Raw genomic sequence first — 25,765 nt, forward strand, 5'->3', positions numbered from 1 at the left:
TGCGGTCCTGGTACCGAGTGGCCAGCCGAGAAGCGTGCGGACGGCCGGGGTGAGCGGCGAGACTGCGTAGGGACTACGGGCGCGGGAGAAGAGGTGTGTGGGCGCATGGGGCGTCAAGGTGATGTCACGGCAGGGGTACTCGCGATCGTGGAGAGCGGACTCCATCGCTTCGGCGCCGTGCCCTTCGAAGCCGCCCGTGCGCTCGGCCTGGAGGTCGTGTTCCTGACCAGGACCATGGGCCTGTACGAGCAGGCTCCCGCGGTCGTCGACGCGGTGCGGAACTGCCGTGCGACGGTGGTGACGGACACCTCCGACGCGGACCGGGTCGTGGCCGAGTTGCGCCGTCTGCAGGAGACGCTGGACCTGCGCGGTGTGTACTCGTCGACGGACTACAGCGTGCCGACGGCCGCCCGGGCGGCCCGCGCGCTGGGGCTGCCCGGGCTCGACCCGGAGGCGGCCCTGAACGCGCGCAACAAGCGTCGCACCCGGGAGCTGTGTGCCAAGGCCGGCGTTTCCGTCCCCCGGTGGATCACGGCCCTGACCGAGGAGCAGGCTCTCGACGCCGCCGAGGAGTTCGGCTGGCCCTGTGTGGTGAAACCGATGACGGAGGCCGGCAGTCTCGGCGTGCGGCTGTGCCGTGACGAGGCCGACCTCCTGGCGGCCCATCGCGCCATCGCGACGGTGCCGACGGACTACCGTGGCCAGCCGCGTGAGCCCGGCGCCCTGGTGGAGGAGTATCTCGTCGGACCGGAGGTGAGCGTGGAATCGCTCACCTGGGGCGGTGAGACGGTTCTGCTCGGCGTGACGGACAAGATGCTGGGGCCGCACCCGTACTTCGTCGAGCTGGGGGAGACCTTCCCCTCGCAGCTGCCGCCGGCGCTGACCCGGGAGTGCGCAGAGGTGGCACTGGCCGCACTCGAGGCGGTGGGCCACGACTTCGGCGCGGCCCATGTCGAGGTCAAGATCACCGCGGACGGGCCCCGGCTCATCGAAGTCAACGCCCGTATGGGCGGCGCGCAGATCACGCGGCTGGTACGGGAGAGCACCGGGCTGGACATGCCGCGCGAGGTGATCCGGATGCACACCGGTGCCGTGCCCGACCTGTCGTTCCGCACCACCGGGGCGGCGGTGTCCCGTTATGTGACGACGACGGTGCCCGGGCGGGTCAGGGCGGTCCACGGGCTCGAGCTGGTCCGGCGGATCCCCGGAGTCGTCGACGCCGCCGTCGACGTGAGCGTCGGTGACACCGTGCGGGTGCCCACGGACAACGTCGACGTGGTGGGACACGTCGTCGTACGTGCCCGGACGTCCGGTGAGGCCGTTCGCATGGCCGACGCGGGGCTGGGCCAGATCGCTCTGGACGTCGACGCGACGGCCGGCTGACGACGAGGCCGGCCGCGGGGGCCGGACCTGAACTCCGTCACATGTCCAGCCAGCCGCGGGCTACGGCCTGGGCGCCTGCCTGGAAGCGGGAGTCGGCGTTCAACTTGCGCATGACATCGGTCATCATGCGCCGCAGCGTCCGCGAGGAGATCCCGAGCGACCGGGCGATCGCGTCGTCCTTGAGTCCCTGGCCGAGCATGCGGAGCAGGGACAGTTCGCGGCTGTCCAGGTCCTCGTCCGCGTCGTCCACGTCGTGACCGCCGGCCAGCGGAGCGGACGCGCCATGGATCCAGCAGAACTCGAAGACCGATCGGAAGAGGTCGATCAGGCTGCGGTCACGGATCTCGAGCGCCGTCATGTCGCCGGAGCCGGCCCCCGCGTCCGTGTCGGCGGTGCCGGCCGGAGCGTACGCGACGACACGATCGACCACGATCAACCGGAAGGGCAGCACCGACGCCACCCTCACCTCGGCACCCGCCTCCTGGAGCTCCTCCAGATGAGCGCGACCGTGCGGGACCTTGAGCATCGCGCTCAGGTGGATGGACCGCATCGCGACACCGCGCTCGAGAACCTCACGGTTGCGTTTCATGCTGTCCTTGAGCATGGCCGGCGGCAGCGGCGAACCCGGATGCATGCTCAGTATCTCTCGCCGGGCCCGGGTGGCTATCCCCTCGAGTGCGGCCGAGATCTCCCGGCCACCGACCAGCTTGGACGTGTGCGGAAGCCCACCTTCGGTGGCCTGCAGCCGCATTAACGACTCACTGAGCACCGACAGGGTCGCGCCCGTCCTCTTCAGTTCCTCCAGGCGCGCCTGGGCCGCCTCCTCCTGCAGGGAGACCATCCGGGCGAGGATCGCGTCGGGCACGAGCGTCAGTACCTCGGCCTGCCCCTCAAGCTCCCGCACCAGGCCGACGTCCCGGAGCTGTTCGAGGGCGCTCGTCAGTTCGCCCGGGGACATGCCGAGCATCTCTCTCGCCTCCGTCAGGGCGACGGACGGATCAGTGATGAGCAGCCGCAGCAGACGGTGGGACTGGTCGGTCAGCGGGCTGTACACGGTTCGACTCCCCAGTGTCGATGATCATGCAGGCTATCGCATATTCAATCAACGGTTGGTACTGGGGGGCAGGCGAGCGGGGACAGCGGAGCGGGCCGTCGCTCGCGGCGACGGCCCGCTCCGTGGGGCGACGAGACGGCCGGCTCAGCCCCAGGCGAGGTCGTCCTGAGTGACGGCGCCGAGCGCACCGGCCCGCACCTCGCCGGCCGGCTGCCCGGTGGTGCCGATCAGTACCGCGAGCGCGGCGGCGACTCCGGCCACCATCACCCCGAGACACGTCCTCCTGGCTCCAGTGCTCCCTGCGTGCATGGTGTTCCCCTCGCTTATTCACTACCGATCTGCAGCTCCCGGTCGGATCCGATACTGGCGCCACGCCGGCGTTCAGAAAAGAAGAATCGGCGTCCGGGAGGGGACATGGCACATGGCGGCCATGTAACGCCCGGAATCGAATTGCCGAGCATGGGGCCTTGTTCGGCGAAGGAATTGGTCAAGCCTCGCGCATTCAAAGCCATTTGTACATGCACCCGCGGCGTTCGCGAGAAATCTCAAATGCTGGACGCAGTGTCATGGTGCGTCGGGCGGAAGCAACTTCACAGCGTTCCCTGTCCGGCCCCGGACACGTCATGTCGCGGCCATCGAGGGCCGTGGACACCCCTCGGCCGAGGCATTGATGATCGGAACAGCCGTCGGCAGAGAGGCCGTGCCTCCGAAGGCCTCCGCATCACACCCCCAAAGCGCTGCCTGGAACGGCCGGAACTTCCCGTACACAAAGGAACCAACAGTGACTGAAAAGTTGTGGGGCGGTCGGTTCGACGAGGACATCACCTCCGATGTGCTCGACTACACGCTCACCACGGACGTCGACGTGCGCCTCGTCTTCGCGGACCTGTGGCAGGACATCGCGCACGTGCTGATGCTCGGCCACCGGGGCATCATTCCGGCCGACAACGCCCGGGCGATCCTCGGTTCGCTGCTCAAGCTGTGGGAACGGCACGAGCGCGGCGAGCTGACCCTGCGCCCCGAACTCGAGGACGTCCACTTCAACATCGAGCAGATGGTCATCGAGGACCTCGGCCGCGAGGTCGGCGGTCACATGCACACCGCCCGGTCCCGCAACGACCAGGTCTCCACGGACGCCCGCATGTATCTGCGCCGCGTCCAGCTGGACGCCGTCGCCGCGAACCTCGCGCTCGTCGACGAGCTGCTCTCGTTCCCGGAGGACGACCTGCTGGCGATCCTCCCGGGCTACACCCACAGCCAGGCCGCCCAGCCGGTGTCCGTCGGCTTCTGGAAGAGCGCGCACGCCAGCATGCTGCTGCGCGACGTGCGCCGACTCCGTGGCGCCTTCGACCGCACGGACGAGTCGGCGCTGGGCGCCTGCGCGCTGGCCGGCACCTCCTTCCCGCTCGACCGCGAACTCACCGCCCGGCTGCTCGGGTTCAGCGGCGTGCTGAGCCACGCACTGGACGCCACCAGCGCCCGCGACTACCTCATCGAGAGCGCGGCCGCCTTCGCGATCGGCGGCAACAACCTGTCCCGCATGGCTGAGGAGGTCGTGCTGTGGAGCGGGCACGAGTACAGCCTCGTCGAGGTCTCGGACGCGTACGCCACGGGCAGCTCGATCATGCCGCAGAAGAAGAACCCGGTCGTCGCGGAGCTGACCCGCGGCCGGGCGGGCCGCACCACGGGCACCCTGGTCCAGCTCCTCACCATGGCCAAGGGCGTGACGCTGGGCTACAGCTGTGATCTCCAGGACGACAAGCCTTACCTGTGGAACGCCATCGACACCTACCTGTCCACGCTGCGCATCGTCGCCGGCCAGACCAAGGGGTTGCGGTTCGACACCCAGCGCGGCGAGGACCTGTGCTGGGACAACTTCTCCACGGCGACCGAGCTGGCCAACTACCTGGTCTCCGACCACGGCCTGCCGTTCCGGGAGGCACACCACGTCACGGGCTCGCTCGTCGGCGCGCTGCTCAAGCGCGGTGCGACGTTGCGCGACACCGCGGCGAGCGCCCAGATCCTCACCGAACTCGGCCACCCCGTCGAGGAGTCGGTGCTCGCCCGCATCTTTGCCCCGCGCACCGCGGTCACCAGCTACACCAGCCCCGGTGGCACCTCTCCGCAGAGCGTCGAGGCCGTCCGCGCCGAGCTGCGTCAGGCGGTCGAACGCCACGCGGAGTGGCTCGACTCCACCCGGCAGAAGCTCGACACCGCGCACGCGGCCACCTTCCGCGCGGCACGCGAAATCGCCGGCGGGGCGGACTTCGGCAAGGTGCTCGACACCGTCACAGCCGACCTGCCCACCCTGGAGCAGCGCTGAACCCGGCCGGGTCGCCCGGTTCCCGACACCACATCCCGGAGAACTCATGAAGATCGTGCTTGCCTATTCCGGGGGTCTGGACACCTCCGTGGCACTGCACTGGCTCAAGGAACGCTACAACGCCGAGGTCATCGCGTTCTGCGCGGACATCGGGCAGCTCGAGTCCCTGGACGCCGTGAAGGAGCGCGCGCTGCGCACCGGCGCGTCGAAGGTCTACATGGAGCCGCTCGCCGACCGGTTCCTGAAGGACTTCGCGTTGCCCGCCCTGCAGGCCCACGCCCGATACGAGAACAAGTACCTGGTGGCCGCCCCGCTGTCGCGGCCGCTGATCGCCCAGCGCATGGTCGAGATCGCGCACGCCGAAGGCGCGGACGCCGTGGCGCACGGTGCCACGGGCAAGGGAAACGATCAGGTGCGGTTCTTCACCAGCGTCACCGCGCTGGACCCGAAGCTGAAGGTGCTCGCGCCGGTCATCGACTGGGAGCTGACGACCCGTGAGTCCGAACTCGCCTACGCGCGTGAGCACGGCATCGAGGTGTCGGTCAGCAAGGAGAACCCGTACAGCATCGACACCAACATCTGGGGCACCAGCATCGAGTGCGGTGAGCTGGACGACATCAACCAGCCTCCGCCGCCCCACGCCTGGCAGCTCACCGCCGACCCCAAGTCCGCCCCGGACCGGGCGGAACAGGTGGCCATCGGGTTCGACAGCGGTGTACCGGTCTCGCTCGACGGCGAGAAGCTCGAACTGACCGATCTCGTGAGCCGGCTCACCACCATCGCCGCACGGCACGGCGTGGGACGCGTCGACATCGTCGAGAGCCGCATCGTGGGCTTCAAGACCCGCGGCATCTACGAGGCCCCCGCCGCGACCGTGCTGATGCTGGCCCACGAGGAACTCGAGGCGATCGTCCTCGACCGTGAGACGCTCCACCACAAGCAGGCCCTGGCCCTGCGCTACGCCGAACTCGCCTACTACGGCTACTGGTTCTCCGACCTGCGCCGTGGCCTCGACGGCTTCGTCTCGAGCGTGCAGCCGCAGGTCACCGGCGAGATCACCATGGAGCTGTACAAGGGTTCGTGCACCGTCCTCAGCCGCCGCTCCCCGAACTCCCGATACAGCGGTGCGCTGGCCACCTACGAGGCCGGAGACACCTTCGACCACAAGGCGGGCGCCGGCTTCGCCTACGTATGGTCCCTGCCGCTCACGCGGCCGTAACCCTGAAGGAAGAGGCTCCAACACATGCGCATCGTCTTCATGGGCTACCAGACCTGGGGACACCGGGTCCTGGAGGCACTGCTGCAGTCGGAACACGACGTACCGCTCGTCATCACCCACCCGACGAGCCATCACGCCTACGAGACCATCTGGAACGACTCGGTCGTTCAGCTAGCCGAGCAGCACGGCATACCCGTACTCGAACGCAAGTACGCCAACGACGACGAGGTGGCCGAGCGGCTGCGGGAACTCGCACCGGACCTCCTCGTCTCCTCGGACTGGCGTACCTGGGTCGCCCCGCACATCTACGCCCTGGCCACCCACGGCGCGATCAACGTCCACGACGCGCTGCTGCCTCGCTACGGCGGTTTCGCACCCCTCAACTGGGCGCTGATCAACGGCGAGTCCGAGGTCGGTGTCACGGTCCACTTCATGAACGAGGACTTCGACCTCGGCGACATCGTGGTGCAAAAGCGCGTCCCGGTCGAGGACAAGGACACCGTCACGGACCTGTTCCACAAGACCGTGGAGCTGTTCGCCCCCGCGACCCTGGAAGCCATCGAGCTGATCGCCTCCGGGAGCACCGACTGGACGAAGCAGGACCCCGCGCAGGCGACCTTCTTCCACAAGCGCTCGGTGGAGGACAGCAGGATCGACTGGACCTGGCCCGCCCAGGACATCGTGAACCTGGTCCGGGCGCAGGTCGACCCGTATCCCAACGCGTTCGCCCACTTCAAGGGGCAGCGCATCCGCATCCTGTCCGCCTCGGTGTCCCAGTCCCGGCTCGGGGGCACCGTCGGCCGGGTGTTCCGCCCGGAGGGAGAGGGCGTGGCGGTGGTCTGCGGCCCCGACGCACGCAGGGGCACGGAGCGGGGGCTCGTCATCGAGCGGGTCCGCACCGACGACGGCGAGGAGCACCGGGGGATCGACTTCTTCCGCACCATGGGCGGTTACGTGACGAGCCACCCGTAGCGGCGCCGTCGGCCCGCACAGGGGCGGTTTCGGTGGCGGAACCGCCCGTGCCTTTCCCTCGACAAGGAGTTCCCGGTGAATCTGTTCCTGGCCCTCGCTTCGGCGATGGTCCTCGGCTCCGCCGACTTCGTCGGTGGCCTGGCGACCAAGCACGCCCGTGCCGTCGTGGTCGTCTGCTGGTCGAACACCGCCGGTCTGCTGACCGCGCTCGTGTTCGCCGGCGTCCTGTCCCACGGTGGCACAGGATGGTCGGAGGTCGTCTGGGGCGGAATCGCCGGGCTCTGCGGAAGCCTCGGCGCCATCCTGCTGTATCACGCGCTGGCCAACGGCGTGATGAGCCTGGTGGCACCGACCACGGCGGCCGCCGCGGCCGCGTTGCCCGTGGTCGCCGGGGTGATGATGGGGGACCGGCTCACCGCGCTCGCCGTGGTCGGTGTCCTGTGCGCCCTCGCCTCCGTGCTCCTGGTGTCGCTGACCGGCGGCGACGGCTCCGGCTCCGAAGCCCGGGGGAAGATGCTCCGCAGCGTGGGGCTCGCGCTGCTGGCCGGTGCCGGCTTCGGCCTGTTCTTCGTGTTCCTGGCCCGCACGCCGAGCGACACCAGTCTGTGGCCGCTGGTGTGGGCTCGCTGCGCCTCCCTGACGCTGCTCCTCGGAGTGGGTCTGGTGCGCCGCACGCCCCTGCGGCTGCCGGTCCGGCCGGCGCGCTTCGCGCTGCTCTCCGGGGTGCTCGACATGGGGTCGAGCGTTCTGTTCCTCATCGCCGTCAAGAACGGCAGTCTCGCCATCATCGGGCTGCTGGCCTCTCTGTATCCCATCAGCACCGTGCTGCTGGCGCGGTTCGTCCTCAAGGAACGCATCCGCTCGGTGCAGCACATCGGCGTCGCGCTGGCCGTGGCCAGCGTGCTGCTGCTCGCCTGGAACTGACCGGTTCAGCAGAGCACAGCCCCACCTCACGACTTCCGTGGAGTTCGCATGCCCGCCACTGATCCCATAGCACCGCCGGCCACCTCGTCGTACGCGGCGGCCGTCGCAAGCCCGCCGGTGGCCGACGGCGGCACCGTTCCGCTGGACGCAGTCGCCCGGCAGTGCGCACAGGCCCTCTCCGGCCCGGTCAACTACGAGCTCAAGGGCGTGACGTTCGCCCTGCCGTCCCTGCGATCCCTGCCCATCGACCTGTGGGACCGGGTCCGCGCGGGTACCGACCCGATGGCCTCCCTGCGGGCCGTCGTGGGCGAGCAGAAGATGCGCGAGATGGCCGCTGCCGGATTCACCCTCAGCGACCTCGACGTGATCCTCGAGGACTGGAAGCGACGCGACGGTGTCCGGCACTGAGACCTTCAGATGCGAACGGCACGGGGCAGTCGCGGTCGTGGTCTTCGCCGGCCTCCACCACGCGAACGCGCTGAGCCGGGAGCGCATGCGTGCGCTGACGATCCTGCTCAGGGAACTCGAGGCCGACGCCTCCGTCCTGGCGGTGGTGCTGCGCGCCGAGGAGGGGATGTCCTTCTCGGTGGGCTGTGACTTCAACGAGACACGTCACTTCACCGACGGGACCGAGGTCGACGACTGGACCGACGACATCGCGGACGTGTGTGTCGCGGGTCTGGCCGTGACCAAGCCGACCGTGGCGGCTCTCGACGGTCATGTCATCGGTGTCGGACTGCTGATCGCACTGGCCTGCGACTACCACGTCGGCTCCGAGAGTTGCTCGCTGCGCATGCCGCACTTCCGGCTCGGGATCGCCGGCATCCTCGGCGGATACGTCCTGGAGCGCACCGCCGGCCGGCACGTGATGCAGCAGATGCTGATGACGGGCGAGTCGTGGTCGCCCGAGGCCGCGCTGGCCGACGGACTGCTGCACGAGGTGGTCCCGGACAAGGACCTCGCCGCCACGGCCCTGAAGCGGGCCGAGGACTTCGCCACCTACAGCGGTCCCGCCTTCCGCAGCACCAAGCACTTTCTGAACCAAGACCACATCCACGGTCTCCGCAAGGCGCAGCACGAGGCCAGGATCTCGAACCGGGCCGGCTTCGCCATGGGCCTGCCACAGCGGCGGATGCGGACGATCCTCGGGCAGGACTGATCTGGGAGGCCCCCCGATGCTCATGCACAGCACGACCCACCGGCTGCCCGACTCGGTCCTGGCGGTGGAGCGGGCTGCCGACCTGCCCCGCGCGGGGTGGGACGCGTTGGCGGGCCCCGCCGACATCTTCCTGACCTGCCGCTGGCTCGACGTGGTGGAGGCGACGGTGGGCGTCCCCATGGCCTATCTGTGGATCGAACGGGACGGCGAGCCCGTCGCCTGCCTGGCCACGGCCCTGGCCACGTCGGCAGTGCCGTGGGCCCTGGGCCGGCCCGATGTCGTCCTGCGTAACAGCGCCGAGGCGGGCCTGCCGGGTGCGGCCGGCTTCCTGGCAGACCTCGCGGGCGATCCCACGACGGAGCTCATGCCCACCCTGCTCGCCGGCGGTCGGCATGTCGGGCACACGCGGATTCTCCAGGGCCACCGGACCACCAGGGACGACCTGGTCCGGCTCGTCGGCGCCGCGGAGACCCTGGCCCGGCGGTCCGGCGCGGCCACTGTGTGTTTCCTCTATCTGGACGCGGCGGGAGAGGACGACCGCCGGCTGGCGGACGTCCTGGCCGAGCGCGGCTACCGCAGCCACACCTCGGGGCGCCACAGCCGCCTGCGGGTGCCCGAGGACGGATACGACGGCTATCTGACCGCCCTGCCGCGCAAGCGCCGTGTCTCCGTGGCGGCGGAACGACGCCGGATACGGCAGTCCGGCATCGACGTGTCCGTGGAGTCCCTCGACGAGGTGGACCTCGCGCGCTGCGCCGAGCTGGAGGCGGAGCTCCTCGGCAAGTACGGCATCACCTGGGCACCGGACCAGTCACTGCCCCAACTGCGGCAAGTCCGTGACTGCTTCGGGGACGACGCCTTCGCGGTCGTGGCCCGCGCCGAGGGGAGCCTCCGCGCCTTCGGACTGATCCTGCGCCGGGGCGACCACTGGTACGCACGCCAGACCGGATACGACTACGCGTACCAGCGCCGCACCGGGCTCCCGCTCTATTTCGAGCTCCTGTACTACCGGCTCGTCGAAGAGGCCGCGGCGGCGGGCGTCTCGACCATCCACTACGGCCTCGGCAGCACGGAGACCAAGAGATCCCGCGGGTGCGCGGCGACCGACCAGCACTGCCACCTGCTGCGACTGGACCGGACCGCATGACCTCGGCCGAAGCGAAGAGCGCGGACACGACCGACCGGGTTCTGCCACGGGGGCCCGGCGCGGTCCGCTTCGGCACGGCCGGATTCGTCAACGCCGTGGGCACCGGCTTCTTCTATCCGTTCTCCCTTCTCTTCTTCACCGCACTGTCCGGGGAGTCCCTCGCCACGGTGGGCATGGTGCTGACGGTGACGACACTCGGGGCGCTGCCGGGGCTCTTCGTCGTCGGCCGGCTCGTGGACCGTCTCGGGCCACGGCTCGTGCTGATCGGGGCAGCCGTCGTACGCGCCGTGTGCTTCGTCGGATTCGTCTCTCTGCCGGGCCTGCTTCCGCTGGCTGTGTTCAGCGTCGTCCTGGCCCTGGGCAACCGTGCGGAACAGGCCGCCGGACCCCTGCTCGCGGTGCGGCTCGCACCGGAGGGTCAGCGCAGCCGATGGCTTGCCCTGTCCAGGGTGACCTTCAACGCGGGGATGGGTACGGGTGCCCTCCTCGCGGGCCTGTTCGTCGCGGGCACCGGCTCGGGCTTCGTCCTGCTCGGCGCATTGAACGCCGCCAGTTTCGTGGTGACCGCCGTGCTGTACCTCGGCATACCCGCCGGGGCACCCGCAGCCCCGGCACCGGCCCGGCGTCACGCCGAGGACCGTCGTGCCCGCCCGTGGCAGAACGTCACGTATCTGCGCGTCGCGGGCGCCAACGCCCTGCTGTGGACCGCCGCGCTGGCGGTGGAGAGCGCACTGCCGGTGTTCGCCCTGGAGGAGCTCGCGCTGCCGTCCTGGACGGTGGGTGTGCTGTTCGCCGTCAACACGGCGCTGCTCACCGCTCTGCAGCTGCCCATGAGCCGGACCATCGACAGGTTGCGCCCAGGACCGGTCATGGCCCTCGGGGGCCTGGCCTACGTCGCGCTCTACGCGTCGGCGCTGCTCGCCGCCTCGGCACCCTCCTGGACCCGACTCGCCGTCCTGGTCGCGGGGATGGTGGTGTACACGCTCGGGGAAATGGCGGTCTCGCAGGCGGCCCTGGTCATGCTGACGGGTCTCCCGCCGGAGCGGAACCAGGGTTCCTACCTGGCGTTCAACCAGCTGCTCGTCGGAGTCGCCACGGCTCTCGCCCCTCTGCTGGCGACGGGCCTGTTGAGCACGGTGCCCACGGCCCTGTGGTGGGCGCTGACCGGACTGAGCGTGCTCGCGGCCCTGCTGCCCCTGAGAACACCCCGTCCGTGACGGCAGACGCTCAGGCCCGACGGCCCGCGCGGCCGCTCCCGCACCCTCTTCAGGCGATGCTCGATCACCCCCCGGGTCGCCCCCACACAACCGCTCTCGGCCCCCGACGGTGGACGCCGACCGTGTCCGGGACATCACATGCCAACGCCCCGTTCCCGGCGACTCGAATGCCGGCGCCAGGGCTCTGTCCCTGCAGGTTGATGTCTCAGCCGAGCCAGACGATGTCCCGCACTGTACGGGGACAAGGACTCCGCAGGCTCAGGGGAACTCGGGTGACGTCCACGACGAGGTGTACGCCTCACACGTCGGCGGGCAGTGGGTCGTCGCGCAGCACGCTGTAGGCAACGCCGTCGCGCCACCGGCCGTCCCGGAAGACGATGCCCCGCAGTATGCCCTCGCGAGTGAATCCGGCCTTCTCCAGGGCCCGCTGCTCGGCGATGTTCTCGGCCTCGGTGTCAGCCTCGATCCGCATCACGGGCGTATGGGCGAAGAGGTACCGGACGAGCTGTAGCTGGGCCCGGGTGCCGATGCCCCGGCCGCGGGCGTCGGGCAGCAGCTGGGCGCCCATGTTCCAGCAGTGGGTGGAGGGCGTAACGACGACCTTCCGCCAGGAGACGAACCCCAGCGGCTCGTCTCCTGCCGTGACGATGAGCTGGCCGCCGTCCTCATCAAGCAGCCGGTTCTCCGTCCAACGCCGCCGGAACCGCCGCGGGTCGGTGTAGCCGTACCACTGGAACGGCCCCGCCGTCTCCGGCTCGGTGAGGAAGCGTTCCAGCAAAGGAAGGTCGTTCTCGTCGACGGGGCGCAGCGTCACGGATTCGGCAGACATGGACGAGAACCTACGGCGTGAGGTGTCAGGACCCCGTCAGGAAACCCGCACCAACACCGGGAGGCATCCGCGCGACTGGCCCGGCCCCGTGCTGCTCCGGCTTCTCCGCCGAGGCCGGACAACGGAAGCCGCGCAGGTCGCGTATCGCTGCCAGCGCCAACCCGAGCCTCCACCTTCGGCCCGACCGCAGATCGGCCGGATGCGATGAGCACAATGCGGGAGCGGCGGGCGTCATCAATTCCCCGGACCCGCACGCGTTCAGCCACGTGATCATTCTGGCCCTCTGGGACTTCCCGGTCGGTCGGCGGGGTCCGGCACGGGGGACGCGGATCCGCTCCAGCAGAGGCTGGGCGCAGATGCTGTCGTGACGGCGTGGGACGACGGAACAGCCGCTTGACCACGTGAGGAAGAAGGTGAGCGCCACAGACCGCACGGCACCTCAGGGCAGTGGGGTGTCACGTGCGGCGACCCACAGCGCGTACCACTCCTCGTGGGTGAGGTCCGGCTCGTTCAGCGCCGCGTCCCGGCAGGCGGCGATGCGCTCGGGACGGGTGGTGCCGACGACGGGGGCGATACCTGCCGGGTGGCTCTGAAGCCACCACAGAAGGATGGTCTCCGGGGTGGTCCGCTTGCGCTGGGCGAGGTCGGCGACGAGCCGGCTCACCGGCGCATCGGCGTCCGCGGTGAGACGGCCCTGGGCGAGCGCACCCCACGCCTGGAGCCTTATGCCTTCGGTCGCGCAGAACTCCAGCGTTCCGGAGGTGAAACCGTTCCCCCCGCCGGCCCGCGTGTTGAACAGGACGCCCGCCTCCACCCAGTCCCGCCGGGCCAGGCTCATCTCGAGTTGGTCGACCACCAGCGGAACGTCCAGGTGGGCCCGGAGGAAGGCAATCTGCGGACCGCTCATGTTCGACACGCCGAACTGCCGGACCAGCCCCTGGGAACGCAGACTTGCGAAGGCCTCGGCGATCTCCTCGGGGTCGGCGAGAGGGTCAGGCCGGTGCAGGAGGAGCACGTCCAGGACGTCCGTGCGCAGCCGGACGAGACTTTCCTCGACCCGTCGCAGGATGCTCGCTCCGCGCAGATCGTAGTGTCCGGGTCGCTCGCCGTCGGGCAGACGGATGCCGCACTTGGTCTGCAGGACGATGCGCTCCCGCAGTCCGGGCGTCCGGGCGAGCACCTCACCGAAGACGGCTTCCGACTTGCCGTACCGGTAGATGTCGGCGTGGTCGAACGCCGTGATCCCGGCGGCCAGGGCCGCCTCCATCGCGGTCTCGGCGTGCTGGATGTCCTCGGCCGTGTACGGACGGCTGTCCCACCCGCCGCCCAGGCCCATGCAGCCGTACAGCAGCCTGTGGTCGCGTATGTCGGTCTGTGCTGGCATGACAAGTCTCCCTGGAGCGTGGGGCGGAGGAACGACGCGGTCAGGCGCGGAGGGTGTCGGCGAGCATCTCGGCGACGGCCAGGACCGGCAGCTGGGTGTTGGCGGCGGGCACGGTCGGCAGGATCGAGGCGTCCGCGATCCGCAGGTCCGCCACGCCGTGGACCGCTCCTCGCGCGTCCACCACCGCCTGCGGGTCGTTGGCCGGGCCCAGGGCGCAGGTCCCCACAGGATGCCAGTAGGTGCCCACCCGTGAGCGAAGGTCCGCGTCGGACAGCGTGTGGGCCGGTGGCCCCCCCGCGGGCGCCGCCAGCGGCCGCAGTGCCGCTGCCAGTTCCGCCACCTTCCGCAGCCCCGACCTCAGCACCGCCGCGTCGCGGCCGCCGGGGTCGGTCAGGAACGCGGGGTCGATCTCGGGGGGTTCCAGCGGATCGGCCGAGCGCAGCCGAAGGTGCCCACCGGAGACCGGCTTCATCAGGAAGGCGGAGATGCCTGCCTCGTACTGCCCGGGCGGGAGCTTGCCGAACAGCGGCGGACCGGCCGTGGGCAGCAGGTGCAGGTCCCACGCTCCGTCCGGACAGTACTCGCTGGCCGCGCGCACCAGCATGCGGCTGACATACAGCTGCCCGTCCGCTTCCTTGGCCGCCAGGGCCGCGTTCAGCTGGGGCGTGGGGGACAGGGGCACGAAGACACCGGGTTGGTCGGACAGGTTGGCGCCGACGCCCGGCAGGTCCGCCTCGCACCGGACGCCGATCTCCTTGAGGTGCGCGGCCGGCCCGATGCCGCTGCGCAGGAGCACGGCGGGCGAGCCGTATGTGCCGCAGGCCAGTACGCAGGTGTCAGCGGCCAGCGTCGTCCGCTCACCGTCCACCACGATCTGCACACCGCGTACCCGACCGTCGCGTACGACCAGCCGGTCCACCAGAGCGCGGTCGACGATCGTCAGATTGGGCCGCGACCGGGTCGCCGCGTCCAGGTACGCGAAGGCGGCGTTGAAGCGCCGCCCGTCCACCGCGTTGAGCAGGGGGCGGCCGTACCCCGGCGCACCGGGGCTGCCCATGTCCACCTCGGGGTAACCGAGTTCGCCCGCCGCCGCCAGCGCGGCCGAGGCCCAGGCGGACAGTTCCTCGTCCGGTCCCGTTCGCAGGTCCATGCGTTCCACGGCACGGCGCCGGTACGGCTCCAGCGCCCGGGCCGACCACGGTTCACCCCCGGCGCGTGTCCACTCGGCATGGTCGGCGAACGAACCCCAGGTGTTCCAGGCGCCGTTGATGCACGAGGAGCCGCCGAGGACGCGGGCCCGGATGCGGTAGAACGCGGTGTGCCGCTCCCACACGTCGTCGCGGGGCAGGGCGCGGGCGTCGCGCAGCTTTCGAGGCCACTCCTCCTGCACCGGCCCGTAGTCGGGGCCGGCCTCCACCAGGCACACCGACCGCCCGGGGTCCTCGCTGAGGCGGGCCGCCAGCACGCATCCGGCCACTCCGCCGCCGAGGACCACGACGTCGTGGCCGGACTGAATGGGTGATCTTGTCATCGTCGCTCCGCTGAGGTGTCGTCGGGGTACGGGCGGGAGAGGTCGCAAGGGCGTGATGCGCCGGGCTCAGAGCGGCCGTACGCCGAGTTCGGCGAGGAGCAGGTGGCGTTCGACGTGCCGGGCGGTGACTGTATCCGCGGCCGCATGCCAGCGCCGTACGGCCGTACGCAGCGCCGCGGTGTCCGCGCGGCGCAGCGCCGCGACGAAGTGCTCCAGGCCCTGCCCGCCGCGCGCCTCCTCGGGAGTCGGCACCGGGCCGGCGGCGGTAGCCCTCGCCGCGACCGGCTCGCCCGTCAGCGCGGGGACGAACTCCGGGGAGAACAGGGTGGACAGTTCCGCCCGGCGCTGCGGACCGGTCAGGGTTCGCAGCATCTTCACGGTCAGGGGCTCCTCCTCGTGTCCGCGCGGCGATCCCCATGAGGCGATGTCCGCGGCGGGCAGTGCGCTGAAGGACGCCAGCAGGGCCAGTCCCGACGCGGCAGGGTGGCCGCGCAGCACCTGACCGGCCCGGGCGCACCAGCGTGCCAGCCGCTCCGCTCCGGCGGGATCCGGTACGCCGGCCGGGGGCAGCGCCGCGAGCAGGATCCGCCAGCAGTCCAGATGGATGTCCAGGAGGGACTCGCCGAGGGCGGCTCCCTCCTGTTCCTGTTCCTGTTCCTGGGCGGCCAGCGCGGGAAGCACCTCCGTGTACAGCAGCCGTACGATCCGATGCGGGGTGCGCTGGACCCGCCAGCAGTCCTCATCGGCGTGGTCGGCCAGCACTTCCTCCACCGCGACCGGTTCCGCCGCGAGACCCGTGCGCACGCCCCCGTCCTCCGCCTCGAAGTAGTAGAGCTCGTCGAGGTGTTCACCCGGCCGCAGCGGGCCGGACAGCCGCTCCACCTCCGCCAGCACCTCGTCGCTGCGCGCCAGCAGCGCCGTTCGGTCTTCGGGCGCCGGGACGGTCGCGTACGGCTTGATGCGGTCGAGCTCCCGGGAGAACGCCTGGAGCAGGAACGGCGTGGTGAGCCGGTGGCTCATCGGCAGTCCCAGGTAGGGGAAGACCGCGCAGGTGCGGCAGGCGGGCCGGTGCCCGACCTCCTCGTCGCGCACCCGGAGCAGCTCCGGGTCCCGCACCAGGTCCCGGTACGGCCGCTCCGGGGCCAGCGAGGCGTCCCATTCGTGATAGCAGGGCAGCATGACCCGGCCGTCCGGACCGACGGTCAGTATGCGGGAGTTGGCCCCGCAGGCGGTGACCGTCGCCGGGTCGAGGGTGCGCAGATGATGCAGGAAGGCCAGGTTCACCAGGGTGCGCGGGGCGTACCTCTGCTCCGCGACCCGGTTCAGCAGCAGCGACGACGGAACGGTGGGCGGCGGTTCGGCCGTGGCGGCCGCGGAATCACGGCCGTTGACCGCCGCCAGCTTGAGCATGCGGACCGAGCCGGCCGGGCGTACCTCGCTCTGCGCGGCGAAGTAGCTGAACATGGGGGCCAGGTAGACGTCCACCTCGTGCCGTTGCGCGTAGGCGACCACGTCGTCCAGCTCTCCGACGTTCTGGTCGGTCACCACGCAGATCAGCTTGAGGTTGTCCGCCCCGTCGGCCCGCAGCTTCTCCACGAGGGTGAGCGTGCGGTCGAGCGTGTCGGTGCCCCGGATTCGGTGGTACCGCTCGGCGCTGAGCGTGTCCAGGGAGATGTTCAGCGTGTCGACGAGCGGCACGACCTCCGCGGCTTGCGGGGCGAAGCGGATCGCGTTGGTGGTGAGTTCCACGGTCATGCCCAGGTCGCGGGCGTGCCGTACCGCCGTGGTCAGTTCGCGGTGCAGGGAAGGTTCGCCGCCGGTGATGTCGAGATAGGTGACGCCCAGTGCGGCGAGTTCGTCCAGGCAGCGGCGCAGCCCGTCGGCCGTCATCTCCTGGTGGCCGTCGAAGACGGGGTCCTGCCAGACGTTGCAGTACCCGCAGCGGGAGTTGCAGCGGAAGGTCAGATACAGCCGGGCATGCCGAAAACGCGTGGGCGCTGTGGCCACGTGAGGCTCCTCGTACGGGTACGGAATCAGACGGCCGGAAAGGCGGCGAACACGGGCGCCAGCAGGCGCGCCCCTTCGCGCACCCCCCGGACGGTGACGTCTTCGGTGGCGGGCAGGGTCGCGAGCAGTTCGCTGCCGAGACAGGTGTTGACCGGGCGGGAGGCGTAGCGCGTACGGGCCCGCGGCACCGGTGTCACCAGGTCCGCCGGTACTCCCAGCGCCCGCGCGACGACGCCGGCCCACTCGGCCCGCGTGACGCGGTCGGGCCCGCCCAGGTGCAGCACCGGGGGCAGCGGATGCCCGGCGTGAAGGAGGGCAGCCGTCACCTCGACGACGTCGTCCAGCAGCACCGGTGTCGTCCACTGGTCGTCGGGGGCCTCGACGCGCTCGCCGCGGCGCAGACGGTGGGCGCAGGCGGCGAAGAAGTTCAGCCACTTGCCCGCGTCGGCCGCCTCGTGGCCGTAGACCAGACTGACCCGCAGCACGACGGCCCCCTCGGCCTTCGCGAGCAGCGCTTCCTCCGCCGCCAGTTTCGCCCGGCCGTAGGCATTCGCCGGTGACACGGGGGTGCCTTCGGTCGGGTGGGCCGCCTCGCCGCCGAAGACGTTGTCGGTGGAGATCATGACCATCCGCGCGTCGGGTGCCAGGGCGGCGAAGGTGTCGGCCACGGCGACGTGCGCGGCCCGTGCCTCGTCCGGGTGGTCCTCGCACCAGGTGACGTCGGACGGCCCGTGCACCAGGACCACCCGGCCGGGGCGCAGACGGTCGAGCAGCCGCCGGCAGGCCCTGGCGTCGGTGGCGTCCAAGGCGCACCAGCGGGCCCCGGACGCATCGGCGGGCACGGCGGGCGGGCGGCGCGAGACCAGGGTCACCCGCTCGCCGCCACACGCCAGCCGCCGAGCGGTCGCGGTACCGATGAGGCCGCTGCCCACGACGAGGGTGTCCTCACCGGTCATGACGCTCCCTGTGCGAAGGGGACCGGTGCGCGGTCCGCCAGCAGACGCCCCACGCCGATCAGTCCGTGGTCGTCGTCGGCGACCCCGAGCGACACCATGGTGTCGACCTGCCCGGGAGCGAGACCGAAGCAGCCCAGCCGCAGCAGCTCCGCCACCAGCAGGCGCCGGTACGGCTCTCCGACCGCCAGGGCGAAGCCGCCCACCAGGATGTAGCGGCACACCCCGATCGAGGCGAACACCCCGCCGATCGCCTGGGCCAGGGGGGTCATGGTGGAGCGCAACACCTCCGTGGTGAAGGGATCGCCCGCACGGACCGCCTCGGCGATGGCCCGGTTGTCGACGTGCTCCGGCCTGCCCCCGCACAGCGCGCCGAGCCGGGAAGCGCGGAACGCTGCCCCTTCGGCCCGTGCGGCCCGGTGTGTCGCGGCCAGCACGCCGCGCCCGGAGGCTATGGCGCCCAGGTGTCCGCGGCCGCCGCAGTCGCACAGGGGCGCGTCGGGGGAGGGGTCGCAGACCCAGTGGCCCAGCTCGCCGCCGTGGCCGTCGGCGTCGACGAGGACCTCGCCCCCGCGGAACACCTTGTTGCCGATGCCGGAGCTGACGGTGAGCAGGCAGACGTCCCCGGGTTCTTCGGCGGCGTACCGCCAGGCCGCCGCCGTCAGGTCGTTCACCACGACGGCCGGCGCGCCTGTGCGTTCCGTCAGCAGTTCGCCCAGCGGCAGGGGTTCGCCACGCCGCCCCCAGATGGTGGGGGCGGCCAGTACCAGCCCGGCGGCTGTGATCGGCCCGGCGAAGGCCACGCCCAGTGCCCTCGCCGGTCGTCCGCCCGTGTGGGCGCCGACCTCCCGCACGATCTGTTCCACCACCCGCTCCTGGAGCACGGGTACCGGTGCGCCGGGGTCGCGGTGCATTCCGTCGACGGGCACCCGCCGCACTCGGGACAGGGCGCCGGTGGCGGGGTCGTAGCTGCCCACCCGAAGCGTGGTGCCGCCCACGTCCAGCACGGTGAAGCCGTCGTCAGCCCGCACGCCGCTCACCCGGTTCCTCCTCCGCTTCCTCCTCGAAGACCAGCAGCCGCAGGTCCCGCTCACCGTCATTGAGCAGACCGTGCTCACCGTGGGGGTCGTTGACGACGACGTCGCCGGGGCCCACCCGGAACTCCTCGCCGTCCCGGTGCATCAGGCCGTCGCCGTCGAGCACGATGTAGGTCTCGCGTTCGGCGCCGTGCCGGTGCCGGCCGATCGACGTGCCGGGCGGCAGGACGGCCAGGTCGATGAAGTGCGCGCCCGGGCCGCCGGGCCGCCGGGCGAAGACGCGGTGGGCGAGGATCGTGCCGAGACCGCCGTGGTCCCGCTCCTTGCCGGCCAGCAGGTCCCGCAGGTTGACCACGGCCTCAGGCATCGTGCCGCTCCCCTTCCACCGCGAGCGCCTCCAGTGCGGCCGTCAGAACGTCCCCGGGCACGTCCTGAAGTTCCTCCACGAAGGCCGCCTTGCCGATGGCCGTCGGTACGACGAGGTGCAGTTTGCGGCCCCGGCGTTCCCAGGAGGCCCGCAGGGCCCGGGCCATCAGCTCCGGTGTGCAGGTGCCGGGATCGAACACCGGCAGTCCGATGTGCCGCAGCAGGCGGACGATCCGGTCGCAGGTCTCCTCGTCGGCGAGGCCGAGCAGCCGGGCCAGGTGCGCGGAGAGCGCCATGTCGACGGCGACCGCCTCGCCGTGCTCCAGGCGGTGCCCGCCGCCCGTCTCGACGACCGGGCTGAAGGTGTGGCCGAAGTCGACGAGCCGGGCCAGGTCGTGTTCTCGGAGGTTGGGGCAGAGCTCCTCCATCATCAGACGCATCGATGTGCGTAGAACGTAGGTCTCCAGGTCCCCGTGCGCACCCGCCCCGGCACCGGGGCGACGGAACGCGTCAGGGTGCCGTTCCAGGGTCCGGAACAGGTCCGCGTCCAGGATCACAGCCATCTTCACGATCTCGGCGAGCCCGCAGCGGATCTCCCGGTGCGGGAGCGTCGTCAGGAAGGCGGGGTCGTTCAGGGAGGCGTGCGCCGGGTGGTAGGCGCCGAACATGTTCTTCGTCTGCAGGGCGTTGACGCCCGTCTTGACGCCCACGCCGACGTCGACCTGACCCACCAGGGTGGTGTTGACCTTGATGTAGCGCACACCCCGGGCGTAGATGGACGCGGCGAAGCCGACCACGTCGGCGACGATGCCGCCCCCGACAGCGAGCATCACGCCGTGCCGGTCCAGCCCGTCCGCCTTGGCGAGCGTGCAGACCTGTTCCGCCGCACCGAGCGTCTTGCGGTGCTCACCCGTGGGGATGACGTGCAGGGTCCACTGACCGGGCCGGGTACGGGCCTGGAAGTAGGCGCGCAGCCGGTCGCCGTACAGCCTTTCGACGGTGGGGCCGACGAAGACCACCACCCGCCGGCCCTCCAGGCAGTCGGCCAGCAGCGGGTTGTGCGGATCGAGCACCCCGGAGGTGAGATCGACCCGGTAGCGGGTGCCGTCCGGTGCTCTCAGGTCGAAGCCGCCGGGATCCTCGCGGACCCCTGCCGGCGGATGGTCGACCCGCTCAAGAACCTGGCCTGACATCTGTCTCCTCAGTCTTCTCACGATGCCGCAGGAGGTCTGCGAACACCCGGGCGAGCGCGGCCGTCAGGGGCCGGCCGGGGAGGTCCTCCAGCGGTACGGGACGTCCCTGCGCGTCACTCACGGGCAGCCGCCAGTTGGGGTGCACCGAGGACGTGCCGGGGATGTTCTGGGGTCTGCGGTCGCCGGTCATGTCCGGCAGCCATACGCCGAGCAGCCGTGCCGGGGTGCGGCACAGGAAGCGGTGCAGCGCGACGACCTCGCCGTCCGCGTCGGGCAGCAGCCCGAGCCTTTCCAGTTCGGCCAGCCAGCCGTCGCGTTCGACGGCGGCCTCGGCCTTTTCCTCCTCCTGCGGCCGGGTCAGCAGACCCAGACGGGCCCGCAGCTCGATGTGCTCGCCGCTGAGCCAGGCGGCGGTCGTGGGCAGGTCGTGCGTGGTGAGGGTGGCCAGGCAGTCGCGCCGCCACTGCTCGGGTGGAAGCGGCCCGTGCCGGCCCTGCGACCCCCCGAGGTACTCGAAGCGCTGCACGGACGTGCCGAGGATCCCGCGCTCGTCGAGCGCGGTGCGCACGCCGGCCTCGACCGTGCCGAGGTCCTCGCCGATGACGGCCGCACCGGCCATGTGCGCCTCCAGTGTCAGCACGCCCAGCATCGCCTCGGCGTCGTAGCGCACGTACGTGCCCTCGGAGGGCGGCCGGCCCTCGGGCACCCACCACAGGCGGAACAGGCCCATCACGTGGTCGATCCGCAGGGCGCCCGCGTGCCGCAGTCCTGCCCGCAGCAGCCCGGCCAGCGGCCGGTAGCCGGAGGCGGCGAGCCCGTCGGGCCGCCACGGCGGCTGTCCCCAGTCCTGACCGTGCGGGTTGAAGTCGTCCGGCGGCGCGCCGACGCTCATGCCCGCGGCCAGGCAGTCCTGCAGCGCCCACGTGTCGGCACCCTCGGGCGCCACCCCGACGGCCAGGTCGTGGATCAGGCCGATGCCCATGCCCGCCTCGACGGCCGCCGCCTGCGCGGAGGCGAGCTGTTCGTCGGTGAGCCAGGCGAGCCGGCGGTGGTAGTCCACCTCGGCAGCCATCTCGCGCCGGGCGCGCGCCACGGCCGGGGAGCGCGCGTCGCGCAACTCGGCCGGCCAGGACCGCCAGGCCCCGCCGTACACCCCGGCCAGCGCGCACCAGGTGGCGAAGTCGGTCAGGTCCTCGCCCTCGCGTGCGACGAACCGCGCGAAGGCGGCGGCCCGCCCCGGCGGCAGCGGCACGTCGCACACCGCGCGCATCGCCTCGTGCTTGAGCGCGCGCACCGTCTCCCGGTCGATGAGCGCCTCGCCGCGCAGGACGCCCTCGTTGAGGGCCCGGGCCCGGGCGGCGCACCGGTCGGCGGTGCGCCGCGCCTCACCTGTGAGGTACGCGTACTCGGGTATCGCCTCGACCCTGAGGTGCAGGGGGTCCGGGTAGCGGCGCGAACTCGGCCGGTACGGCGACGGGTCCGGCAGGGGACCGGGCTCGACGGCGTGCAGCGGACCGAGCTGCACGAAGTCCGCGCCGAGACAGCGCCCCGACCAGGACGCCAGTTCCGCCAGGTCGCCCAGGTCGCCCATGCCCCAGGAGCGGTGGGAGAGGACCGAGTACAGCTGGACGAGGAGCCCCCAGTGCCGGCCGGATGGCACGGGCAGCCGTTCGGGTACGACCAGCAGGGGGACGGACGCGCGGCGCCCCGGAGCCTCGGCGTGCAGGACGTGGCGGCCGGCCGGCAGCGAGCCGGACAAGGAGGCGGAGCCGCCCCCCTCCAGTGCCACCTCGGTCGTCGCGTTTGCGGGCAGGGCGAGGCGTGGCACGGTGCCGCCGCGCACGACGACGCACTCGGGCAGCAGCCGGGCCGCCGAACGCTCGCGGTGGGCCGCGAGGGCTGCGCGGGCGGCCGCCTCGCCGCCCGCGTCCACGCCGCAGGCGGCGAGCACCGCCACCAGGGTGTCCGCGGACACCTCCACCCGGTGGCCGCGGTCGGTGGTGTAGGCGGTGGATATTCCGTGAGCGCGGGCCAGTTCGCGCAGGACGGCGGTCACAGGTCCTGCTCCGCGGTGCCGAAGAGGCGTTCCAGGACGACGGCGACGCCGTCCTCCTCGTTGCCGGGCGCGATCTCGTCCGCCATGGCCCGCAGCGCCGGATGAGCGTTGCCCACGGCCACCCCGTGCCCGGCCCACGCCAGCAGCGGGATGTCGTTGGGCATGTCGCCGAACGCGATGGTCTCGGCCGCGTCGCAGCCGAGCAGCCGCGCCGCCCGCTCTACGCCGGCTGCCTTGGTGGTACCGGGCGGCAGGACCTCGACCATGCCCTGCACCGAGTGCACGACGGTGACCTCGGCCCCGCACAACTCCCGTGTCACCGCCTCCACTTCGTCCTCCGGGACGCTCGTGTGGTGCAGAACCAGCTTGTCGATGGGGTCGGTCCACAGCAGCCCGCGGTCGGTCGTGACGTCCCAGCCGTGCCGGACGCGTTCACCGAACCGGGGAGTGACCTTGAAACGGCTCAGTGGCGGTGCCGTCACCACGCCCAGTTCCAGCTCCCCGAGCGCGGCCTCGACACGTTCGACGACCCGGCGTGCGACGTCGAGGTCGAGCGAGGCCGAGCTGAGCAGCCGGTCGGCCCCGGCGTCGTAGAGTTGGGCGCCCTGGCCGCACACGGCGAGACCGCGGTAGCCGAGGGCCGCCAGGTACTGCTTGCAGGCGGCGGCGGGCCTGCCGGTGACCACGAGGTGCCGGGCTCCTGCCGCGGCAGCCGTGGCGAGGGCGCGCAGGGTGCGCTCGGAGACGGTCTGGTCGTTGCGGAGCAGTGTGCCGTCGAGGTCGGTTGCCACGAGCCGGTACGGCGGGGAGCCGGCCGGGGCCTCGATCGGTACGGTGTCCCATGTGACGCGCCCCGACGCCAGGGTGAGCATGACGAGCAGGCGGTGACCGACGGGCGGACGCTCCACCACCCCCCGGAAGACGCCCTCGCCCACCGGAGTCAGGGGAGCCAGGACGACTCCGCTGCCCTCGGGCACGGCCTCGTCCGAGGCGATTGCTTCCGCCAGGGACTCCCGATCCGTCGGGCGGCCGGCCGCACCGGGCACCGCCACCTCCACGTGCCGCGCCAGCGGGTGCCGGTACTCGACGTGCACCTGGCCCGCCCGGTGGCTGCGCGCCCGGCACCGGTCGCGCAGCCGCGTGGCCCACTCCTCCCGCCCCGCCGCCCGCGCCGTCTCGGTACACCGGGCGACATCGGCCCGTGCGTAGGCGGTCTCGAAGAGACGCTCGAAGGCGGTGTCGTCGAGGGGTGCGCAGCGACCGTAGGCCGCCGTGTCGCCCAGGGCCGCGGCAGACCGGGCGATCAGTTCCCGGTGCTCGGTCCAGGCGGCGGCGGGCAGGGCGTCGAACCAGCCGTACCGGATCGCGTCCTCGGCCGGGAAGGGCGTGTGGCGTCCGCGCAGGACGTCCATGAAGGCCGCGAGCCGCCGGTCGGCGCTGCGGCCCCAGGTGAACTGGCGTGCGGAAGAACGGGAGTTCGCCGACAGTCGGGCATGTTCGTCGGGGGCCGCGTGCCGCAGCGCCGCGGCCTGGCGTATGCGCTCGGCCAGCGCGCGGGCGAGGTCCGGGTCGTCGTCGCGGAACGAACCGGGCAGCGCGAACCCGGTGGCCCGCGGATCGTCCGCCGGAAGGGCGTGTCCGAAGTGCGTGGTGACGCTCTGCGCGGTGGCGATCGGCACCGCGCCGCACGCCATCGCCTCCGCCTGGGCTATGAGGAACCCGTCGAGCTCGAACTTCGAGGGAAAGACACAGAAGTCGGCACAGGCCGCCTGCTCGAACAGTGTGTCCTCGTCGGCGAGAGACCAGTCCAGGTGGATGCGGCCGGGGTGGCGGTCGGCGACGCTCTGGAACCAGGCGTTGCCGACAGGCCCGGCCTGCCCGCCTCCGCCGGTGGCGAAGCGCAGCAGGAAGACGGCCTCCGTGCCGCCGGTCAGGACTTCGTCGATGGCGCGTACCAGTTCCACCTGCCCCTTGTGGTGTACGGCGTACCGGGCGGCGTGGTAGAAGACGGGCAGTTCGGGGTCCAGGCCCAGGGACCGCAGGACCGCCGCGCGGTCCACGGACCCCGGGTCGCGCGCCAGCCAGCTGTCGGATATGCCGCAGCCCCCCATGAGCAGCTTGTGCGCCTGCTCGCGCAGCAGCCGGGACACCGGCAACGTGTGGAACAGGCGCTCGAACGGGGTGTCCCGGAAGGTGCTGTAGTAGTCGCGCTGGCCGGGCGAGACGAAGTCGACCAGGTCGGCGTGGGCCAGGATGAGCGGCATCAAGGCGATGTGGTCCGGCCCGTGTTCGACGTGCATGCGGGTGCCGGCCAGCACCCGCGCCATGGTCGCCTCCGGGCTGTCCTCGGCGGGCAGCGGATCCTCGAACGCGTCCAGGTCCGCGTGGACGCCGAAGAGCTCCAGCAGGCGTTCCACCTGCGGGCGGTACACCTTCTGTGTGACGGGCGCGTTGGCGGCGATCGTGCTCACCGTCCGCAGTGACGGGTCGCCGGACAACAGGACCGGCAGCAGGTAGTGGTAGTACGGCTCGAAACCGTGCACCACCGCCTCCTCGCCCCGCAGGTACCGCTGGACGAAGTGGGCTCCCGCGACCTGGAACACCAGCGGTTTGAAGAAGGCGAGATCCCTGCCCTCGGTGCCGGGCGGCGGGTACAGCCGGTCGGGCAGCAGGTCCAGGCAGGTGTCGGAGAGGAAGTACACGTCGACGCCGTCCAGCCGCAGCCGGTGGGCGCGGGTGGTCAGCTCCAGGACGATCTCGGCCGGGTGGTCCGGCCACGCCTTGGGGTCGAGCACCAGCGGAACCCGGTGCTCGTGGACGTAGGGCAGTTCCTCGATGGGATGGTCCCGCCGCAGCGTGTCGAGGAGCCCGTGCGCGGGAGTGACCAGCGAGACGCGGTGGCCGCGCGCCGCGTACTCGCGCGACAGGTTCCACACCAGCGGGGAGAGCCCGCCGCGCATCAGCCGGTTGTCGAACCCGCCGCACTCGAAGGCGAAGTGGATGACGTGCAC

At 71.5% G+C, this 25,765-nt stretch carries 20 protein-coding genes; 9 read left to right on the plus strand and 11 right to left on the minus strand.

The window, feature by feature from the left end:
- The first annotated feature begins 147 nt into the window (after window positions 1-147).
- Window positions 148-1,383, plus strand: coding sequence for an ATP-grasp domain-containing protein (locus ACF1GV_RS35650; protein ID WP_391689514.1), 1,236 nt, complete (start codon window positions 148-150; stop codon window positions 1,381-1,383).
- A gap of 37 nt (window positions 1,384-1,420) precedes the next feature.
- On the opposite strand, the gene ACF1GV_RS35655 is transcribed toward ACF1GV_RS35650, so the two are convergent.
- Window positions 1,421-2,437 carry a LuxR C-terminal-related transcriptional regulator gene (locus ACF1GV_RS35655; protein WP_391689516.1) on the minus strand — a complete coding sequence of 339 codons (1,017 nt, stop codon included), beginning with the start codon at window positions 2,435-2,437 and terminating at the stop codon, window positions 1,421-1,423.
- Window positions 2,438-3,218: 781 nt separating this feature from the next.
- Here ACF1GV_RS35655 and argH point away from each other — a divergent pair.
- The 8 genes from argH (at window position 3,219) to ACF1GV_RS35695 (ending at window position 11,398) form a co-directional block, all read left to right on the plus strand.
- Entirely contained in the window at window positions 3,219-4,760 is a 1,542-nt protein-coding gene (gene argH, locus ACF1GV_RS35660) for an argininosuccinate lyase (protein ID WP_391689519.1), read from the plus strand.
- Between the two features lie 46 nt (window positions 4,761-4,806).
- On the plus strand, window positions 4,807-5,979 hold the full coding sequence (locus ACF1GV_RS35665) for an argininosuccinate synthase (RefSeq protein ID WP_391689522.1): 1,173 nt from the start codon (window positions 4,807-4,809) through the stop codon (window positions 5,977-5,979).
- A gap of 24 nt (window positions 5,980-6,003) precedes the next feature.
- Window positions 6,004-6,951 carry a methionyl-tRNA formyltransferase gene (locus tag ACF1GV_RS35670; protein WP_391689525.1) on the plus strand — a complete coding sequence of 316 codons (948 nt, stop codon included), beginning with the start codon at window positions 6,004-6,006 and terminating at the stop codon, window positions 6,949-6,951.
- 75 nt (window positions 6,952-7,026) lie between these two features.
- Complete coding sequence (locus ACF1GV_RS35675; RefSeq protein WP_391689528.1) at window positions 7,027-7,875, plus strand: EamA family transporter; 849 nt, start codon at window positions 7,027-7,029, stop codon at window positions 7,873-7,875.
- 48 nt (window positions 7,876-7,923) lie between these two features.
- The gene (locus ACF1GV_RS35680; RefSeq protein ID WP_391689531.1) at window positions 7,924-8,283 is read left to right on the plus strand and encodes a hypothetical protein; all 360 of its coding nucleotides are present in this window, start codon (window positions 7,924-7,926) and stop codon (window positions 8,281-8,283) included.
- Entirely contained in the window at window positions 8,270-9,034 is a 765-nt protein-coding gene (locus ACF1GV_RS35685) for an enoyl-CoA hydratase/isomerase family protein (RefSeq protein WP_391689534.1), read from the plus strand. Before ACF1GV_RS35680 ends, ACF1GV_RS35685 begins: the two co-directional genes overlap by 14 nt.
- Before the next feature lie 22 nt (window positions 9,035-9,056).
- A complete protein-coding gene (locus tag ACF1GV_RS35690) occupies window positions 9,057-10,181 on the plus strand; it encodes a GNAT family N-acetyltransferase (protein WP_391689537.1) in 1,125 nt (374 codons plus the stop codon).
- On the plus strand, window positions 10,178-11,398 hold the full coding sequence (locus ACF1GV_RS35695; protein WP_391689540.1) for an MFS transporter: 1,221 nt from the start codon (window positions 10,178-10,180) through the stop codon (window positions 11,396-11,398). Before ACF1GV_RS35690 ends, ACF1GV_RS35695 begins: the two co-directional genes overlap by 4 nt.
- A 298-nt stretch (window positions 11,399-11,696) precedes the next feature.
- On the opposite strand, the gene ACF1GV_RS35700 is transcribed toward ACF1GV_RS35695, so the two are convergent.
- The 10 genes from ACF1GV_RS35700 to ACF1GV_RS35745 all read right to left on the minus strand — a co-directional run bounded on the left by ACF1GV_RS35700 (window position 11,697) and on the right by ACF1GV_RS35745 (window position 25,765).
- A complete protein-coding gene (locus tag ACF1GV_RS35700) occupies window positions 11,697-12,227 on the minus strand; it encodes a GNAT family N-acetyltransferase (RefSeq protein WP_391689543.1) in 531 nt (176 codons plus the stop codon).
- A 439-nt stretch (window positions 12,228-12,666) separates the two neighbouring features.
- Window positions 12,667-13,611, minus strand: coding sequence for an aldo/keto reductase family oxidoreductase (locus tag ACF1GV_RS35705; protein WP_391689546.1), 945 nt, complete (start codon window positions 13,609-13,611; stop codon window positions 12,667-12,669).
- Between the two features lie 40 nt (window positions 13,612-13,651).
- On the minus strand, window positions 13,652-15,142 hold the full coding sequence (locus ACF1GV_RS35710; protein WP_391689549.1) for a GMC family oxidoreductase: 1,491 nt from the start codon (window positions 15,140-15,142) through the stop codon (window positions 13,652-13,654).
- Between the two features lie 66 nt (window positions 15,143-15,208).
- Complete coding sequence (locus tag ACF1GV_RS35715) at window positions 15,209-17,149, minus strand: radical SAM protein (RefSeq protein WP_391689552.1); 1,941 nt, start codon at window positions 17,147-17,149, stop codon at window positions 15,209-15,211.
- Between the two features lie 26 nt (window positions 17,150-17,175).
- Window positions 17,176-18,105, minus strand: coding sequence for an SDR family oxidoreductase (locus ACF1GV_RS35720; RefSeq protein ID WP_391689555.1), 930 nt, complete (start codon window positions 18,103-18,105; stop codon window positions 17,176-17,178).
- Complete coding sequence (locus ACF1GV_RS35725; protein ID WP_391689558.1) at window positions 18,102-19,142, minus strand: ROK family protein; 1,041 nt, start codon at window positions 19,140-19,142, stop codon at window positions 18,102-18,104. The genes ACF1GV_RS35720 and ACF1GV_RS35725 overlap by 4 nt, the downstream gene beginning before the upstream one ends.
- On the minus strand, window positions 19,123-19,506 hold the full coding sequence (locus ACF1GV_RS35730) for a cupin domain-containing protein (RefSeq protein ID WP_391689561.1): 384 nt from the start codon (window positions 19,504-19,506) through the stop codon (window positions 19,123-19,125). Before ACF1GV_RS35730 ends, ACF1GV_RS35725 begins: the two co-directional genes overlap by 20 nt.
- Window positions 19,499-20,698 (minus strand): sedoheptulose 7-phosphate cyclase, encoded by a 1,200-nt coding sequence (locus tag ACF1GV_RS35735; protein WP_391689564.1) that lies wholly within the window; start codon window positions 20,696-20,698, stop codon window positions 19,499-19,501. Before ACF1GV_RS35735 ends, ACF1GV_RS35730 begins: the two co-directional genes overlap by 8 nt.
- Window positions 20,679-22,754, minus strand: a complete 2,076-nt coding sequence (gene malQ / locus ACF1GV_RS35740; RefSeq protein ID WP_391689567.1) for a 4-alpha-glucanotransferase — start codon at window positions 22,752-22,754, stop codon at window positions 20,679-20,681. The genes ACF1GV_RS35735 and malQ overlap by 20 nt, the downstream gene beginning before the upstream one ends.
- Window positions 22,751-25,765, minus strand: coding sequence for a Cof-type HAD-IIB family hydrolase (locus tag ACF1GV_RS35745; RefSeq protein WP_391689570.1), 3,015 nt, complete (start codon window positions 25,763-25,765; stop codon window positions 22,751-22,753). Before ACF1GV_RS35745 ends, malQ begins: the two co-directional genes overlap by 4 nt.

Source organism: Streptomyces sp. NPDC014006 (assembly GCF_043088925.1).
Lineage (GTDB): Bacteria > Actinomycetota > Actinomycetes > Streptomycetales > Streptomycetaceae > Streptomyces.

What these genes read in the sequence shown, in the direction of transcription:
- ACF1GV_RS35665 (WP_391689522.1), top strand. Translation starts at nt 4,807, where the DNA reads ATGAAGATCGTGCTTGCCTATTCCGGGGGTCTGGACACCTCCGTGGCA.
- ACF1GV_RS35670 (WP_391689525.1), top strand. Translation starts at nt 6,004, where the DNA reads ATGCGCATCGTCTTCATGGGCTACCAGACCTGGGGACACCGGGTCCTG.
- ACF1GV_RS35680 (WP_391689531.1), top strand. Translation starts at nt 7,924, where the DNA reads ATGCCCGCCACTGATCCCATAGCACCGCCGGCCACCTCGTCGTACGCG.
- ACF1GV_RS35690 (WP_391689537.1), top strand. Translation starts at nt 9,057, where the DNA reads ATGCACAGCACGACCCACCGGCTGCCCGACTCGGTCCTGGCGGTGGAG.
- ACF1GV_RS35695 (WP_391689540.1), top strand. Translation starts at nt 10,178, where the DNA reads ATGACCTCGGCCGAAGCGAAGAGCGCGGACACGACCGACCGGGTTCTG.
- ACF1GV_RS35700 (WP_391689543.1), bottom strand. Translation starts at nt 12,227, where the DNA reads ATGTCTGCCGAATCCGTGACGCTGCGCCCCGTCGACGAGAACGACCTT.
- ACF1GV_RS35705 (WP_391689546.1), bottom strand. Translation starts at nt 13,611, where the DNA reads ATGCCAGCACAGACCGACATACGCGACCACAGGCTGCTGTACGGCTGC.
- ACF1GV_RS35710 (WP_391689549.1), bottom strand. Translation starts at nt 15,142, where the DNA reads ATGACAAGATCACCCATTCAGTCCGGCCACGACGTCGTGGTCCTCGGC.
- ACF1GV_RS35720 (WP_391689555.1), bottom strand. Translation starts at nt 18,105, where the DNA reads ATGACCGGTGAGGACACCCTCGTCGTGGGCAGCGGCCTCATCGGTACC.
- ACF1GV_RS35730 (WP_391689561.1), bottom strand. Translation starts at nt 19,506, where the DNA reads ATGCCTGAGGCCGTGGTCAACCTGCGGGACCTGCTGGCCGGCAAGGAG.
- ACF1GV_RS35735 (WP_391689564.1), bottom strand. Translation starts at nt 20,698, where the DNA reads ATGTCAGGCCAGGTTCTTGAGCGGGTCGACCATCCGCCGGCAGGGGTC.